This window comes from Pseudonocardia endophytica, from assembly GCF_004339565.1.
GTDB lineage: Bacteria > Actinomycetota > Actinomycetes > Mycobacteriales > Pseudonocardiaceae > Pseudonocardia > Pseudonocardia endophytica.
Window position 1 is genome coordinate 1,258,891 of the sequence record NZ_SMFZ01000001.1, and the last position, 13,746, is coordinate 1,272,636.

Annotated in this window: 13 protein-coding genes; 5 read left to right on the plus strand and 8 right to left on the minus strand. The window is 72.4% G+C overall.

All coding sequences use genetic code 11. The features are described 5' to 3' along the window. Positions 1-66 precede the first annotated feature (66 nt). Together EV378_RS05520 and gvpJ are read right to left on the minus strand one after the other, a co-directional pair. Positions 67-537, minus strand: coding sequence for a hypothetical protein (locus EV378_RS05520; RefSeq protein ID WP_132421622.1), 471 nt, complete (start codon positions 535-537; stop codon positions 67-69). Continuing rightward, positions 534-920, minus strand: coding sequence for a gas vesicle protein GvpJ (gvpJ, locus tag EV378_RS05525; protein WP_243653300.1), 387 nt, complete (start codon positions 918-920; stop codon positions 534-536). The genes EV378_RS05520 and gvpJ overlap by 4 nt, the downstream gene beginning before the upstream one ends. A 158-nt stretch (positions 921-1,078) precedes the next feature. Between gvpJ and EV378_RS05530 the strand changes: the two genes are divergently transcribed. Together EV378_RS05530 and EV378_RS05535 are read left to right on the plus strand one after the other, a co-directional pair. Next, on the plus strand, positions 1,079-1,468 hold the full coding sequence (locus EV378_RS05530) for a VOC family protein (protein WP_132421624.1): 390 nt from the start codon (positions 1,079-1,081) through the stop codon (positions 1,466-1,468). A gap of 13 nt (positions 1,469-1,481) precedes the next feature. After that, complete coding sequence (locus EV378_RS05535; RefSeq protein WP_132421625.1) at positions 1,482-1,979, plus strand: tRNA (cytidine(34)-2'-O)-methyltransferase; 498 nt, start codon at positions 1,482-1,484, stop codon at positions 1,977-1,979. Here EV378_RS05535 and EV378_RS05540 read toward each other — a convergent pair. The 3 genes from EV378_RS05540 to EV378_RS05550 all read right to left on the minus strand — a co-directional run bounded on the left by EV378_RS05540 (position 1,948) and on the right by EV378_RS05550 (position 6,475). Beyond that, on the minus strand, positions 1,948-2,817 hold the full coding sequence (locus EV378_RS05540; RefSeq protein WP_243653301.1) for a YceI family protein: 870 nt from the start codon (positions 2,815-2,817) through the stop codon (positions 1,948-1,950). The two genes, EV378_RS05535 and EV378_RS05540, sit on opposite strands and share 32 nt — an antisense overlap. A 106-nt stretch (positions 2,818-2,923) precedes the next feature. Beyond that, positions 2,924-5,500, minus strand: a complete 2,577-nt coding sequence (locus tag EV378_RS05545) for a DNA translocase FtsK (RefSeq protein WP_132421626.1) — start codon at positions 5,498-5,500, stop codon at positions 2,924-2,926. Positions 5,501-5,881: 381 nt separating this feature from the next. Beyond that, complete coding sequence (locus EV378_RS05550) at positions 5,882-6,475, minus strand: TetR/AcrR family transcriptional regulator (protein ID WP_132421627.1); 594 nt, start codon at positions 6,473-6,475, stop codon at positions 5,882-5,884. A 124-nt stretch (positions 6,476-6,599) separates the two neighbouring features. Between EV378_RS05550 and EV378_RS05555 the strand changes: the two genes are divergently transcribed. Beyond that, positions 6,600-7,793, plus strand: a complete 1,194-nt coding sequence (locus EV378_RS05555) for a cytochrome P450 (protein ID WP_132421628.1) — start codon at positions 6,600-6,602, stop codon at positions 7,791-7,793. A gap of 105 nt (positions 7,794-7,898) precedes the next feature. Here EV378_RS05555 and EV378_RS05560 read toward each other — a convergent pair whose 3' ends face one another. The 3 genes from EV378_RS05560 to EV378_RS05570 form a co-directional block, all read right to left on the minus strand. After that, positions 7,899-9,548 carry a ribonuclease J gene (locus EV378_RS05560; RefSeq protein WP_243653573.1) on the minus strand — a complete coding sequence of 550 codons (1,650 nt, stop codon included), beginning with the start codon at positions 9,546-9,548 and terminating at the stop codon, positions 7,899-7,901. 187 nt (positions 9,549-9,735) lie between these two features. After that, positions 9,736-10,743 (minus strand): 4-hydroxy-tetrahydrodipicolinate synthase, encoded by a 1,008-nt coding sequence (gene dapA / locus EV378_RS05565; protein ID WP_132421630.1) that lies wholly within the window; start codon positions 10,741-10,743, stop codon positions 9,736-9,738. A 90-nt stretch (positions 10,744-10,833) separates the two neighbouring features. Then, the gene (locus EV378_RS05570) at positions 10,834-11,460 is read right to left on the minus strand and encodes a TIGR03085 family metal-binding protein (RefSeq protein ID WP_132421631.1); all 627 of its coding nucleotides are present in this window, start codon (positions 11,458-11,460) and stop codon (positions 10,834-10,836) included. Between the two features lie 170 nt (positions 11,461-11,630). On the opposite strand from EV378_RS05570, the gene EV378_RS05575 reads away from it, so the two are divergent. Next, positions 11,631-12,956 carry an MFS transporter gene (locus EV378_RS05575; RefSeq protein ID WP_243653302.1) on the plus strand — a complete coding sequence of 442 codons (1,326 nt, stop codon included), beginning with the start codon at positions 11,631-11,633 and terminating at the stop codon, positions 12,954-12,956. An 88-nt stretch (positions 12,957-13,044) separates the two neighbouring features. After that, positions 13,045-13,743: a Crp/Fnr family transcriptional regulator gene (locus EV378_RS05580; protein WP_132421632.1), complete on the plus strand. Its 699-nt coding sequence runs from the start codon at positions 13,045-13,047 to the stop codon at positions 13,741-13,743. Positions 13,744-13,746: the final 3 nt, after the last annotated feature.

Consider the following 13,746-nt stretch of genomic DNA (forward strand, 5'->3'; position numbering starts at 1 on the left):
GCCGCCCTGGGGTGGGCGCCGGGGCGCTCACTCCGAGCCACCTACCGGGTGTCTGCTCGGGTGGCGTCAGGCCGCCGACCGCACCGCCGCCACGACGGCCCACACGAGCAGGGCCACGACCAGCACCACCAGCGCGACGAGCAGCAGCACCGGCGAGAGCGCCAGCACGACCCCGACCAGCACCTTCGCCCACGCCGCGAGCGCGGCGAACCCGCCCTTGATCGCGCCCCACACGGCGTTGCGGCCCTGCGCCATCGCCCTGGCCGCCCCGATCGCGGCACCGACGCCCGGTCCACCCTCCTGCGCCATCCGCTCCAGGGATCCGGCCAGGTCGTCGACCTTCTCCAGGGCCATCGCGGACAGCCGGTCGAGGAGCGCGACGAGCACCCGCTCCCCCGCCGCCCGCAGTCTCTCGCCGGGCGTCGGCCAGAGATCGGGGACGGCGGCATCGGGAACCGCAGCATCAGGAACCGCGGCATCAGGAACCGCTCTCAGGTGCCGCGCGCCCGCGCCCCGCACCGCCATCGCACTCGTCATCGCGACTCCTCCTTCTGCGACCGGCGTTCCTCGCGCAGCTCCTGCAGCCACTCTTTGCCGCCCTCGAGCACGCCGGCGGCGATCTCGCGCTTGCGGCCGGGCTTCTTCTGCCCCGAGCCGGAGCCGCCGCCTCCGCCGAGGAGCTTCTCGATCCCGGAGTCCCCCGAGGACTGCTCGAGCCGTCCGACGGCCTCCGCGTAGCGCAGGTAGGTGTCCACGCTGGCGACGACGATCCGGGCCTGGATCGTGATCAGCTCCAGACCGATGATCGAGATCTTCGCCCACACGTCGATGACGAGGCCCTTGTCCAGGATGAGCTCGACGACCTGGGCGAGATCACCCTGCGCGCGCCGCTCGACCCGACCCCCTCCCGCGGTGGCCACCCCGTTCACCCGGTCCGCCCTCCCCGCCGGTGCCCGCGCGTCACCCGGTCGAGTCGCACTGTGGCACAACCGGAGACGACCCGCCGCGCTGCTCGGCCGTCCGGCGGATCCGGTTCGTCCAAGACTCCGGCGGCGCCGCAGCGCCAGGATCTCGTCCCATGAGCGACGTTCCCAGCGTGTGGGCGAGCCTGGCCTGCACCGACCCCCGCGTGATGATCCGCTTCCTGGTCGAGGCGTTCGGGTTCACCGAGCGCGTCGTCTACGCCGACGGGCAGACCGTCCACCACGCCGAGCTGACCTGGACCGGCCCGTCCGGGCAGGCCGGAGGCGTCATGCTCGGCCCGGCGGCCGAGTGCGGCGAGATGCCGCCCCCCGGCTCCGGGGCGATCCACGTCGTCACCGACGACCCGGACGGCCGCTTCGCCGCCGCCGTCGCGGCCGGGGCGACCGTCGTGCACGAGCCGACGGACGTCGACTACGGCAGCCGCATCTGCGAGCTCCGCGACCCGGAGGGCAACCTGTGGAGCTTCGGCACCTGGTACGAGTGACAGGCTCTGCCGCGTGTTCCGCATCGCGCTGCACGCCCCGGAGATCCCGCCGAACACCGGCAACGTGATCCGGCTGGCGGCCAACACCGGGGCCGAGCTGCACCTCGTCGGTCCGCTCGGGTTCTCGCTGGCCGAACGGCAGGTCCGGCGGGCCGGGCTGGACTATCACGAGCTGGCCGACGTCCGGGTGCACACCGACTCCGACGCGTTCCGCGCCCACCTCGACGGCATCGCTCCCGCGCCGTCGGTGTGGGCGTTCACGACGGCGGCGGACCGGTCGTACACCGACGTCGCCTACGCCGCGGGCGATGTGCTGCTGTTCGGGCGCGAGTCGGACGGGCTACCGGACGCCGAGGCGGACCGTGCCACCGCACGGGTCGGTCTGCCGATGGTGGGCGGCTCGCGGTCGCTGAACCTCGCGAACGCGGTCGGGATCGCCGTCTACGAGGCGTGGCGGCAGCACGGCTTCGCCGGTGGCATCACTGCCGGACCGCCTGCACGTCGAGCGTGATGTCGATCGTGGACCCGACGACCGGGAGTCCCTTCGCGATCGTCTGCTGCCAGTTGAGCGTGAAGTGCTCGCGGTGCAGCGACGTGGTCGCGACGGCGCCGATCCGCTCCCCGTTCCACTCCGCGTTGCCCAGGAACGTCGTGTCCAGCGCGACGTCGCTGGTCAGCCCGTGCAGCGTGAGATCACCGTCGACGGTCCAGTGGTTCCCACCGTGCTGGACGACCCGCACGCTCGCGAAGCGCAGCTCCGGGAACCGCTCGACGTCCAGGAAGTCGGCCGAACGCAGGTGTGTGTCCCGGGCCTCGACGTTCGTGTCCACACTGGCCGACTCGATGACGACGTCCACGGAGGACTCCTCGAACGGCTCGGTGATCCGGAGCTGCCCGGAGAACCTGTTGAACCGCCCGTACACCTTGGACATCCCGATGTGGCGGGCGACGAACCGGACCGACGAGTGGTCCGGGTCGATCACGTAGATGCCCGGTCGCGGCGGGCGCAGCTCCGGGTCCTCGGTCAGGCCGAACGAACCCATCTCCGAGTGCGTGCCCCACTGGACCTCGACGCTCTCGGTCTCCGCCCGGTAGCCACCGGCCTCGGCGCGCACCCGGTAGCGGCCCGGCATCAGCGCAGACGTGAACTGCCCGTACGGGTCGGCCTCGACGCGCACGATCTCGCGGTCGGCCGCGTCCAGCACGGTGACCGCGCTGCCCGGCAGCGGAGCGCCCGCCGTGTCCCGAACCTGGCCGCTCAGCACGCCTCCGGTCAGCGGGATCGGCAGCAGGGCGTGCCGGTCGGTCGTCCCGCGACCGCCACCGCGGCGGCGCTTGCTCCAGAACACGTCGTGCGACCTCCTGCGTCGAAACGGGCGTACCACTCTCGCACGTCCGTAACGGTCCGGTTAACCCGAGACCGCAGGAAAGGCCGGTCGAGCGACCCACCTCACGTCAGCGGTCGTCGTCCTCGTCCTGCTCGTCGTCCTCGTCCACCGGAGAGCCGTCGGCCGTCCCTCCCCCGCGGATCAGGTAGAGCGCGTTCTCCAGCTCGTCCGGCTTGACGAGAACGTCGCGCGCCTTCGAGCCCTCGGACGGTCCGACGATGTGCCGCGTCTCGAGCAGGTCCATCAGGCGTCCGGCCTTGGCGAAGCCGACGCGCAGCTTGCGCTGCAGCATCGACGTCGACCCGAACTGCGAGGTCACGATCAGCTCGGCGGCCTGCAGCAGCACGTCGAGGTCGTCGCCGATGTCGGCGTCGATCTCCTTCTTCTCGCCGGCCTTCTGCGCCGTGACGCCCTCGGTGTAGCTGGGCTCGGCCTGCTCCTTGGTGAACGCGACGACCCGGGCGATCTCGTCGTCGTCGATGAACGCGCCCTGCATGCGGGTCGGCTTACCCGCCCCCATCGGCAGGTAGAGCGCGTCGCCCATACCGATCAGCTTCTCGGCGCCCGGCTGGTCCAGGATGACCCGGGAGTCGGTCAGCGACGACGTCGCGAACGCCAGCCGGCTCGGGACGTTCGTCTTGATCAGGCCGGTGACGACGTCCACGGACGGCCGCTGGGTCGCCAGGATCAGGTGGATGCCGGCCGCACGGGCCTTCTGGGTGATCCGGACGATCGCGTCCTCGACGTCCCGGGGTGCGGTCATCATCAGGTCGGCGAGCTCGTCGACGATCGTCATGATGTACGGGTACGGCCGGTACACCCGCTCGCTGCCCGGCGGCGCGACGATCTCGCCGGAGCGGACCTTGCGGTTGAAGTCGTCGATGTGCCGGACCCGGTTGGCCTGCATGTCCTGGTAGCGCTGCTCCATCTCCTCCACCAGCCAGGCCAGCGCCGCGGCGGCCTTCTTCGGCTGGGTGATGATGGGCGTGATCAGGTGCGGGATGCCTTCGTACGGCGTCAGCTCGACCATCTTCGGGTCGATCAGGATCATCCGGACCTCGTCCGGCGTGGCCCGGGACAGCAGGCTCACCAGCATCGAGTTCACGAAGCTCGACTTACCCGACCCGGTGGAGCCCGCGACCAGCAGGTGCGGCATCTTCGCCAGGTTCGCGACGAGGTAGTGCCCCTCGATGTCCTTGCCCAGCCCGATGCCCATCGGGTGCTGCTCGGTACGCGCGCTCGCGGAGCGCAGGACGTCGCCGAGGCGGACCATCTCGCGGTCGGTGTTCGGCACCTCGATGCCGACGGCGGACTTGCCGGGGATCGGGGCGAGCAGGCGGATGTTGTCGTTCGCCACGGCGTAGGCCATGTTCCGCTGCAGCTGCGTGATCTTCTCGACCTTCACGGCGGGGCCGAGCTCGATCTCGTAGCGGGTGACCGTCGGGCCGCGGGTGAAGCCGGTGACCTGGGCATCCACGTTGAACTGGTCCAGCACGCCGGTGATCGCCTCGATCATGGCGTCGTTCGCCGTGGACCGGGCCTTGGCGACGGGTCCGACCTCGAGCATGTCGGCGGGCGGGAGCGTGTACTCGGTCTCCACGATCGGCTCGCGGATGGCCATCGACAGCTGCTCGCCGTCCGACGGGGGCGTGTCCTCGGCGGGCGGGGTCTCGACGACGGGCTTCGCCGGCCGCTTGGGCTTGGGCGCCTGCTCGCCCCGTGTCTCCTCGGGAGCGGGCGCGTGCTCGCCCTCCTCGGTGCGGAACGCGTCGGCCTCGCTGGCCTGCTGGCGCCGACGGCTCGGGCGCCTCCGCGCCGGCGGAGCGTCCTCGCCCGCCTCCTTCTCGGCGACGGCGTCGGCCACCGTCTTCGGGGCGTCGGCGTCCGCGCTCTCGTCCTCGGGGACCTCGCCCATCAGGCGGCGGAACCGGGCCGGGACCTCGCGCACCGGCGTGCCGGTGAGCAGCAGCAGCGCGTACGCGGTCAGCAGCACGAGCACCGGGACGGCGACCCAGGCCGTCAACCCGGTGGTCAACGGCGTGGCGGCGACGTAGCCGAGCGCCCCGCCGCCGGTGCGCCACTGCGCGGGGTCCGACGGCGCGCCGGTGGCCAGATGCACCAGCCCGAGCACGCCGAGCGCGAGCAGCAGCGCGCCCGCCACGATCCTCGGCCGGGCCTCCGGGTGTGACGGCGTGGTCACCAGCACGACGCCGACGAGCAGCAGCAGCACCGGCAGGAGCACGCCCGCCACGCCCATCACGGCGCCCACCCCGTAGGTGAACCAGTGGGCGACCACTCCCCCGGCCTCGAACCAGATCCCCGCGGCGGCGATCACGGCCAGCACCAGGAACCCGAACCCGAGGCCGTCCCGTCGGTGCGCCGGGTCGATGTCCCTGGTCCGGCCGATCGCGCGGCCGCCCGCCCTTCCGATCCGCACGATCCCGCGGCCGACCGCGTCGATCGACCGGTCGATCAGGTCGGGGCCCTGGCGACGCGGCGGCCTGCGCTGGGGCTGCCTGCCCTTCCCGCCCGCGGGACGACGCGACCCGCCACGGCCGCTTCCCGACCGGCCGCCCCCCGAACGACCCCGTCCGGTGGCGGCGGCCCGCGCCGTGGTCCTGGACGTGCCCCCGCGAGTTGCCATTGCCTCACGGTAGCGCCGAGGACCGACAGAACCGGGCACCGACGCGGACCCGGCCGCCGCCGGAAACGTCACGCCCGGCCGGACCGCGGTCCGGCCGACACCGACCGCAGAAACGCCGCGCTCCCGTCGCAGCCCGTCCGGCAGAACGCACGGTGATCCGGAGAGCGCGCGGTGATCCGGAGAACGCGCGGTGATCCGGAGAACGCGCGGTGATCCGGAGAACGCGCCTGACCGGGCGCGTGCGTTCGCCCGGCCCGAGCGCGAACTCCGGATCAGCGCGCGCCGGACGTCAGCAGGCGAGGCGACTCCGCCCAGGGCCGGGCCATCCCCCGCCGAGATGGACGTGACGGTCGAACGATCTCCGCCGGAGAGCGTTGACGTTCATGTCGAGGCTGGAGGCTCCGGGCCGAAGGCGGCGTCCAGGCCGGCGTCCAGGGCACGCAGTGCGTCCTGCGGGTCGAGCCCGGCTCCGAGGACGTGGACGGTGAGCCCGTCCGCGAGACCGAGCAGGACGGTCGTCGCCAGCGCAGGGTCGTCGACGGCGCCCGCCGCGGCGATCTCCGACGCGACGTGCCCGCGGAGCTGCCCGACGCCGTCGCGGACCGAGCGGGTGATCACGTCGTCCCGCCCGGAGACCAGGTGGGCGAGGAGCGCCCTGGCCTCACGGAGACGGCGCTCGTCGATCGGGAGCCACTGCGTGAGCAGCACCCGGACGCGATCCCGCGGGCCGGGGTCGTCCATCTCGGACAGCAGTCGCCCGCACTCCTCGGCGACCCGTTCCCCGACGATCTCGAACGCGAACAGCAGCATCTCGTCGCGGGTGTGGAAGTAGTGCTGGACCAGGCCCATCGACACGCCCGCCTCGCCCGCCACCCGGCGGAGGCTGACGGCGTCGACGCCCTGGTCGGCGACGACCCGCCACAGCGCGTCCGCGATCTCGCGGCGGCGCTGCGCGTGATCGACCTGACGGGGCACCGGGCCATCATGCCCCTCCCGGAGCCGGCACCCGGGGACCTCCCGCCAGCATGGCAATGCGGATGCATGGCGAACGACAGCCGGATACCATGCAGGTGCATTGCCACGCTGACGAGGAGGACCGATGGCCGACTACCCGTTCACCGGTGGCTCGCCGATGGACCCACCACCGCGGCTGGCCGAGCTCAGGGCGTCCGAACCGGTCAGCAGGGTGATGCTCGCGAGCGGGCCGGCCTGGCTGCTCACCCGGCACGCGGACATCCGGGAGGCGATCGCCGAACCGGCGCTGGCCGGGTTCGTGCCGGGCATCGTCGAGGGCTCCGACGACGAGCGGGAGCAGGCCGCACAGGCGGGCTTCCTGATGATGATGGACGGGCCGGCACACCAGCGTCTGCGACGACCGCTGGCCGGCGCGATGAGCGCGCGCCGGATCGCGGACCTGCGGCCGAGGATCGAGAGCAGGGCCCGCGAGCTCGTCGACGGCCTGGCCGTGGCGGGTGGCGGGGAGGTCGTCCGGGCTCTCGCCGCCCCGCTCGCCATCGACGCGATCGGCGCGCTGATCGGCGTGGACGTCACCGCGCGCCCGGACTTCGCGCAGTGGTCCGACGACTCGGCCGCGATGTTCGGCGGGAGCGACCCACAGGCGATGGCCGAGAGCGGCGCAACACTGTTCGCGTTCATCGGAGAGCTGGTGGTCGGCGAGCGGGACTCGGACGGCCTGGTCGGCGACCTGTTCCGGCTCGTTCCCGACGACGGCCTCGCGCTCACCGACGCGGAGGTGACCGGTCTGGTCGGTCAGCTGCTGATGGCCGGCTACCTGCCGACGGCGATGGTCACCGGCCTCGGCGTGCACCGCGTGCTGCGCGACCCGGAACTCGTCGCGTCACTGCGCGCGGACCCGGACTCGCTGCCCGGTCTGGTGGACGAGCTGCTGCGTCTCGATCCGGGCGCAGCGGGCACGGTGGACCGGCTCGTGCGGGCGCGGGGCGAGGTCGAGCTGGGCGGACACACGTTCGCCGACGGCGACGTGCTGGTCCTGCCTCTCGGCGCCGCGAACCGCGACCCGGACGTGTTCGCCGACCCGGACCGGATCGACCCGTCGCGCCGGCCGAACCCGCACGTGTCGTTCTTCCCCGGCCCGCATCACTGCGTCGGCGCGGCGCTGGCGCGGACGGTGCTCGGCGCGATGCTCGGCGCGCTCGTCGAACACCCGGCGGTGGCGCTCGGCGGGGAGCCGACGTGGATCACCGGCCTGCTGGGCGAGACGCAGATGGCCGCGCTGCCGATCCACGTCGGCGCGCCGGCAGCGGCGCGCTGAGCTCTCCCACCCCGAACGAACGGCACCTTCGAGCAATCACGTTGCCCGAAGGTGCCGTTCGTTCGGGAAGGCGGGGGCGGGAGGGAGGGGAAGGGAGAGAGCGGGTCAGACCGCGATGACCGTCGGGACGATCATCGGGCGGCGGCGGTAGTGGTCCGCCACCCAGCGGCCGACCACACGTCGCACACCCTGGGCGATGCGGTGCGTGTCGGTCACACCCTCGTTCTCCAGCCTGGAGAGCTCGTCCTCGACGAGCGGCTGGACCGCGTCGAGCGCCTTCGGGTCGTCGGAGAACCCGCGGCCGGCCAGCGTCGGGCGCGAGACGGCACGTCCGGTCCTGGTGTCCACCGCGACCGTGATCGCGATGAAGCCGCCCTCGCCGAGCGTGAGCCGGTCACCGAGCGTCGTCTCGCCGATGTCGCCGACGGCCAGGCCGTCCACGTACACCCGGCCGACCTCGACCCGGCCGGTGATCGCCGCGCGCCCGTCGACGAGATCCACGACGACGCCGTCCTCGGCGATCACCACCGACTCCTCCGGCACGCCGGTCGCGGTGGCCAGCGCGGCGTTCGCCCGCAGGTGGCGCCACTCGCCGTGCACCGGCATGACGTTCGACGGGCGCACCGCGTTGTAGAGGAACAGCAGCTCGCCGGCCGGAGCGTGCCCGGAGACGTGCACCTTCGCGTTGCCCTGGTGGACGACCGTCGCGCCGAGCCGGGTCAGGCCGTTGATCACGGCGAACACGGACGTCTCGTTGCCCGGGATCAGCGAGCTGGCCAGGATGATCGTGTCGTCCGGGTGGATCGTGATGCTGCGGTGCTCGCCGCGGGCCATCCGGGACAGGGCCGCCAGCGGCTCGCCCTGGGAGCCGGTGGAGACCAGAACCAGCTTCTCGTCCGGCAGCCGCATCGCCTCGTCGATGTCGACGAGCAGGCCGTCCGGGATCCGCAGCAGGGAGTGCTCGTCCGCCAGACCCATGTTGCGGACCATCGAGCGGCCGGTCAGGCAGACCTTGCGGCCGTGCTCCACAGCGGCGTCGAGCACCTGCTGGACGCGGTGCACGTGGCTGGCGAAGCAGGCCACGATGATCCGCGAGCGGGACTTGCCGAACATGTTCGAGATCACCGGCCCGATCTCGCGCTCCGGCGTGACGAAGCCAGGGACCTCGGCGTTCGTGGAGTCGACGAGGAACAGGTCCACGCCCTCCTCGCCGAGGCGCGAGAACCCGCCCAGGTCGGTCAACCGGCCGTCGAGCGGGAGCTGGTCGAGCTTGATGTCGCCGGTGTGCAGGACGACGCCCGCCGGGGTGCGGATCGCGACGGCGAGCGCATCCGGGATCGAGTGGTTGACCGCGAAGTACTCGCAGTCCCACGTGCCGTGACGCTCGCGGTCACCGGCGGCGACCTCCTGCAGGCGCGGGGTCAGCCGGTGCTCCTTGCACTTCGCGGCCACCAGGGCGAGCGTGAAGCGGCTGCCGACGACCGGGATCTCCGGGCGCATCCGCAGCAGCCACGGCACGGCGCCGATGTGGTCCTCGTGACCGTGCGTGAGCACGATCGCGTCGATGTCGTCGAGCCGCTCCTCGATCGCCCGGAAGTCGGGGAGGATCAGGTCGACGCCGGGCGAGTCCTCGGCCGGGAACAGCACCCCGCAGTCGACGACGAGCAGGCGCCCGTCGAACTCGAAGACGGTCATGTTGCGGCCGACCTCGCCGATGCCGCCGAGCGCGAACACCCGCAGACCGCCCTTGGCCAGGGCGGGCGGCGGGCCGTCGGGGAGCTCGGCGCTGCTGGTGACCGGTTCCTGGTCGCGGCCCTTGTCGGGGCGGGAGCGTCGGTCGGAACGCTGGGAACTACGACTCACTGGGTTCGTTGCCTCTTGTCTGTCGAATGGTCACGGGCGTGCGCCCGTGCGGAACATGTCTTCGGTGAGCCCGGCGGGCTCAGCGGTACGCGACCTCGGCGCCGAGGTCGGTGTGCGTGCGGGAGCCGAGGGCGCCGTGGCCGTACGGCTCGGGGGAACCGTCCGGCCGCGAGGCCGGGTCGAGCGCGACGCCCGCGACGGCGAGGTCCCCGGCGATGGCCGTGACCTGCTCCTCGGTGGCGGGTGGGAGCGGCAACCGGGTGTCACCGACGTCGATGCCGCGCAGCCGCAGCGCCGTCTTCGCGAACACGGCACCGCCGACGCGCCCCATCGCGCGGATCACCGGCAGCATCGCGTAGTGCAGGGCGCGGGCGCGGTCGTGCTCACCCGCCTCGAACGCGTCCAGCATCGCACGGAGCCGGTCGGCGACGACGTGCCCGATCACGCTGACGAACCCGACGGCCCCGACCGACAGCCACGGCAGGTTCACCGGGTCGTCGCCGGAGTAGTAGGCCAACGTCGTCGTGGCCAGCACCTCGGTGCCGACCCGCAGGTCGTTGCGCGCGTCCTTGACGCCGACGATCCGCGGGTGCTGCGCGAGCCGCTGCAGCGTCTCGAGCTCGATCGGGATAACACTGCGCGGCGGGATGTCGTAGAGCATCACCGGCAGCTCGGTCGCGTCCGCGACGGCCGTGAAGTGCGCGACCAGGCCGGACTGCGGCGGCCGCGAGTAGTACGGCGTCACGACGAGCAGGCCGTGCGCACCGGAGCGCTCCGCGGAGCGGGCCAGCTCGATGGAGTGCGCCGTGTCGTAGGTCCCGGCGCCCGCGACGACCGTCGCCCGGTCCCCCACCGCGGACACGACGGCGCGCACGAGCTCGGCCTTCTCCTTGTCGCTGGTGGTCGGCCCCTCACCGGTGGTGCCGTTCACGACGAGCCCGTCGTTGCCCAGGTCCACCAGGTGCGTCGCGAGCTCCTCGGCCTTCGCCAGGTCCAGCTCGCCGTCCCGGTCGAACGGCGTGACCATCGCCGTCAGGACCTCGCCGAACGGCCGGCGGGGCGGGTGGGCGTCGGGGCCGGTGCTCATGGTCCCCGACGGTACCGCCCCGCCCGCGCGACGGAACGCGGCGACGCGTGTGACATGCCGTCACGCTGCGCCACCCGGTCGGGCGGGAGGTCAGAGCCCCTTGGGCGCGGCCCGGTAGCTCTCGACGTCGGCAGGCAGCCCGGTGATCTCGACGCGGGCGGCGTCCCGGCCGAACGCGTGCAACACGATCTCGCCGGGTTCACCGACGACCGTGACGAGACCCTGCCCGGTCGCGACGACCTGCTGGGCGCCCTCCGGTCGTTGCAGCACGAGGCCCACGGGGCTGCGCCGGAACAGGATCCGCGCCATCGACCCGAGCATCCCCCACAGCTGGGCGTCGCGCTCCAGGTCCGACGACCGCGGCTCCCATCCGGCCTCGCCGCGCCGCAGGTCCTCGTGGTGGACGAAGAACTCGGCACCGTTGGCGACCTCGTCGACCTTGCCGATGCGGAACGGCGACCAGGGCGGAGGGCCCTTGCGCAGCTCGTCGATCATGTTCGGCCATGCGGTCGTCGCGTACCCGGCCATCGCGTTGTCGGTGATCGACGAGAGCGCGGAGACGACGATGCCCGGCGAGGCCCACGGCTGGCGCTCGCGCACGAGCAGGTGCGCCAGCAGGTCCCGACTGGTCCAGCCCTCACAGAGGGTGGGCCGGTCGGGACCGGCCCGCTCGAACTCGTCACAGATGGCGGCACGTTCGTCCACGGCGAGGCTCACGGCGCCCAACGTAGTGGCGGCGCCCGGAGCGCGCTCACGCTCGACAGAAAAGTCATGCTGCGTGGCCGTTCTGTAGTGCGTGATACAGATCGCACCCACCCTCGTCCCGATACTCCCCCGAGCCCGGCGAAACGGACGTCGAGGCACGACCACCACATCGGGGAGGATCCGTGACACACGCCGCCGCCGGGTCACCGGCGCAGCCGAGGTCGATGCGACGCATCGCGATGGCCAGCATGACCGGCACCGTGATCGAGTTCTACGACTTCTTCATCTACGGCACCGCCGCCGCGCTCGTGTTCAACAAGGTTTTCTTCCCGGAGCTCGGTGCGGCGGCCGGCACGGCGCTGGCACTGGCCACGTTCGGCGTCGCGTTCGTCGCCCGGCCGTTCGGGTCGATCCTGTTCGGACACTTCGGCGACCGCCTCGGCCGCAAGGGCACGCTGGTCACGACGCTGATGCTGATGGGCTTCTCGACGCTGGCGATCGGCCTGATGCCGACGACCGCGACCATCGGCGTGGCGGCCCCGATCATCCTGGTGGTCCTGCGGATCCTGCAGGGCCTCGCCGTCGGTGGTGAGTGGGCCGGCGCGACGCTGCTGACCGCGGAGAACTCGCCCGCCACGGCGCGCGGCAAGTACGCGCTCTACCCGCAGCTCGGCCCGTCCGTGGCGTTCGCGCTGGCCAGCGCCACGTTCCTGGTCACAGCGCTGACCATGAGCACCGAGGCGTTCGCGGCGTGGGGCTGGCGGGTGCCGTTCATCGCGTCGATCCTGCTGGTCGGCGTCGGCCTGTTCGTCCGGCTGAAGCTGGAGGAGACGGCCGCGTTCCAGGACAAGAAGGTCACGACCGGGTCGACGAGGCTGCCGATCGCGGAGGTGTTCACCGCCCGTCCACTGGCCGTGTTCCTCGGCGCCGGCTCGACGACGGCCGTGTTCGCGTTCTTCTACATCGGCGTCACCTACCTGACCACGTACGGCACGGCGCAGCTCGGCCTGGAGCGCACGACCGTGCTCGCGCTCGGCATCGTCGGCGGTCTCGTGTTCGCGGCGACGACGATCGCGTCGGCGATCCTGTCCGACCGGCTCGGCCGCCGTCGTCTGGTGGTGTGGGGCAACGTCGCGTCCGTCGTCGCGGGCGTGATCGCGTTCCCGATCATCGACATCGGGACGGCATGGTCGTTCGGTCTCGGGCTGTCGATCGTGCTCGGCGTCGTCGGCATCGCGTACGGGCCGATCGGTGCGCAGCTGCCCGAGCTGTTCCCGACCCGCTTCCGCTACACCGGAGCCGGTATCTCCTACAACCTCGCCGGCGTGCTCGGTGGCGGCGTGGTGCCGCTCATCTCGGCGGCGCTGGTGCCGGTCTACGGCAGCCTGGCGATCGGTCTGCTGCTGGCGGCCGTGTCCCTGCTGAGCCTCGCGTGCACGCTCGCGATGCCCCGCACGGACGCCGGATCGCTCGACGAGCAGGACCAGCTGGCGGCCGCCACGGTCTGATCACGCTGGCGCACACGGGCGTGCACCACCACGGGGCGTGTCCGGATCGGGTTCCGGACACGCCCCGTACTCGTCTACCGTCGGCCGGATGGGTGAGCCGCACAGGGACGAGCAGCCGGTCTCGCCGTTCCTGCTGGCCGGGCCGAACCCCATGAGCGACCGCTTCGTCGCGCTCGGCACCGCCCGCCGTTACCGGACCGGGGAGCACGTCTACCGCCAGGGCGAGGAGTCGTCGCGGTTCCACGTCGTCGTGTCCGGGCGGGTGCGGATCTCCCTGCACCGGCCGGACGGCACCGAGCGCGTGCTCGCCTACGCCGAGCCGGGCTCCACCGTCGGAGAGGCGGCGTGCTTCGACGGCAGGCCGCGCCATCTCGGCTCGGTGACCACGCAGCCGTCGGAGATCGTGTCGGTGACCCGGGACGCGCTGCTGGAGGCCTCCCGCGCCGACCCGGAGCTGCTGCTCGAGATCACCCGCCGGATCGCCTACAAGCAGCGCGTGCTCCAGCTGCACGTGATGATCGACGGCCTGCCCGCCAGCGAGCGGGTCACGCTGCTGCTCGGGCACCTGGTCGAGGCGTACGGCGAGGTCACCCTGGACACGTCGGCGCGGCTGTCCATCCGGCCCGCCGTCGACGAGCTGGCCCTCATGGTCGGACTGACCCGGGTCACGATGAGCCGCGAGCTCTCCCGGCTGGTCGCCGAGGGCGTGCTGATCAAGGAGGGCCGGGCGATCGTCGTGCGCGATCTCCCCGCTCTTCGACGACGGGTGCACGCCGTCGCCGTCTGAGCG

Coding starts and splice junctions, on each gene's coding strand:
- dapA (WP_132421630.1), bottom strand. CDS start 10,743: ATGAGCACCGGCCCCGACGCCCACCCGCCCCGCCGGCCGTTCGGCGAG.
- EV378_RS05555 (WP_132421628.1), top strand. CDS start 6,600: ATGGCCGACTACCCGTTCACCGGTGGCTCGCCGATGGACCCACCACCG.
- EV378_RS05520 (WP_132421622.1), bottom strand. CDS start 537: ATGACGAGTGCGATGGCGGTGCGGGGCGCGGGCGCGCGGCACCTGAGA.
- EV378_RS05545 (WP_132421626.1), bottom strand. CDS start 5,500: ATGGCAACTCGCGGGGGCACGTCCAGGACCACGGCGCGGGCCGCCGCC.
- EV378_RS05530 (WP_132421624.1), top strand. CDS start 1,079: ATGAGCGACGTTCCCAGCGTGTGGGCGAGCCTGGCCTGCACCGACCCC.
- EV378_RS05580 (WP_132421632.1), top strand. CDS start 13,045: ATGGGTGAGCCGCACAGGGACGAGCAGCCGGTCTCGCCGTTCCTGCTG.